1 pseudogene is annotated in these 2,037 nt (G+C 68.7%); it reads left to right on the top strand.

Annotation, left to right across the window (positions count from 1 at the left end):
- Positions 1–2,037 (top strand): annotated as a pseudogene (locus WBB14_RS28480) (hypothetical protein); the annotation flags it as partial.

Genomic DNA, 2,037 nt, shown 5'->3' on the forward strand with positions numbered 1-2,037 from the left:
CGGCACACCCGTCCGTGAACTGCAGCGCACCAGCGCCCTGATCGACATCCTCAGGCGCGGCCCCAAGCCCGCGTTGCCCGCCGCGCAGCAGACCGCGATCGAACTGCCCTGGCGCTTGATCCTCAGTCCTCACGCGGAAGAGCGCTGGCGCCACGCCAAGGCACCGGCGACCTCCACCGCCACGCAACACACCGAGCTCTGGCATACCCAGCTGCTGGCCGCGCAGCCGCAGGACAGCGCAACCGCGCCGCGCGCGGACGATCCCCGCCCGGCCGTGCGCGCGGTCTGGGCGCTGGGCGGCGAAGGCACGACCAAACCCATGCAGGCGGCCTTTCCCGTGCCGACCGCGAGCTATCTGCCCGAGCCGAACACCTCGCCCTTCCGCATGCCGATGGACGATTTCGACCGTTTCCAGATCGCGCACCTGTCGTCGAACTTCTCCGTCGCCAACTACACGCCGCAGGCCGTGGACGCCAAGCTGCTGATGCTGTCCGCGCTGGGTGCGTGGCTGGATTCGCGCGGCAACTGGGACGCGCCGGGACTGTCTCTGGAAGAATGGACGCATCGCGGCGCCATGGGCCGCGACCACTACGTCCGCGTCGTCTACAAGGGCCTGCTGTTTCCCTTCGGCCACCGCGCCTCGCTGGTGAAGGTCAGCGAACGCAAGTTCCATACGGGCACCACGCCCGGCAACACGGCCTACCTGCGCCAACGCCTGTTCATCATCGTGCGCGAACGCGAACGCGTGTACGCCGACCCGGAACTGCAAGCGCGGGACGACACCGGAAACATGATCTTCCTGCACCGCCGGATGCCGCTCTCCAGCGTGCGCATCCTGACGGCCGTCACGCCCAGCCTGGATGCGCCCACTTCGGCGGCCAGCAGCATCGACGGCCTCGGGCAATTGCTGTTCTGGCCGTGCGTGGAAACCATCCCCTTCCGCTTCGCCTGCTCGGCCACCGACATCGACGGCCGCAACGTGCAGTTCGACCTGCCCATGATCTTCATGGACGGCGGCCGGGCCTGCCCGCGCAAGCTCAGCGGCCAATGGCTGACACCGGACTATGCGAACGCGGAAGCCTTCGCGCAGCAAACGCGGGAGGCCTGGCGCAACGCCGAATCCAGCCGCCGCACCGCGCAGCTCAAGCAGCAGCGCGTCACGTTCGCCTCCCCGCTCAAGCCCGGCGATACCGCGGCGCAAGCGGAGACCATCGAGTTCGACGGCCTGTTGGATCCAGGCAACACCCAGCTGCGCGCCTACAGCGACTCCCTGAACGGCCCCGTGTTCTATCCCGGCATCAAGCGCGCCGAGATCCGCATCGCCGCGCTGGCCGAACTGACCGGCAGCGACAGCAACAGCGTGCTGAGCTGGAACGACCACTACCTGCGCTTCGGATTCGACTCCGGCAACGTCGGCCAGGTCTTCGGCAACATAGACGCCGAGCCCGGCTACCGCGGCGATGCCGTGCTGAACTTCTCCGCCCAAGGCGACCGCGCGGGCGGCTTCGTCCAACCGAATCTGCGGCCCACGGCCCTGTCGCGCATGGCGGGGCCGGTCAGCGGCAAGGTGTCGGACTTCGTGGCCGGCAAGATGAACGGCCCCGACATCTTCCCCAAGGTGCTGTCCTCGGACCTGCCCTTTCCGCTGCTGTTCGGCTGCATTCCGCTGGGCGACGTGATCGAAGCCGTGTCCAACGCCGCCGGCACGCCGGAACAGGTGCCGCGCTTCGTATCGGAGGCCTGTTCCCAGCTGGAAAGCCTGGTCAACGAGATGGGCCGGCTCTATGGCCTGGTGGCGGACCTGGCGCAGCAGCCGGGCCGCATCGCCGAAGCCGCCTTGCAGGTGCTGAAAGACACATTGCAGGATCTGCTCGCCCAGGCGCAGGCCTATGCGCAGAACCTGGTGCAGGACGCAAAGGCCCGGGTCAACGACCTGATGGCGGCGCTCGAAGCGGTGCGCGCGCAGGTCGCGCTGCTGGCCGGCCAGTCTTTCGACGCCGCGCCCGCGCTGCCGGGGCTGCCCGCGGTGCTCACCGC

The organism is Achromobacter sp., assembly GCF_049647645.1.
Classification (GTDB): domain Bacteria; phylum Pseudomonadota; class Gammaproteobacteria; order Burkholderiales; family Burkholderiaceae_B; genus Achromobacter.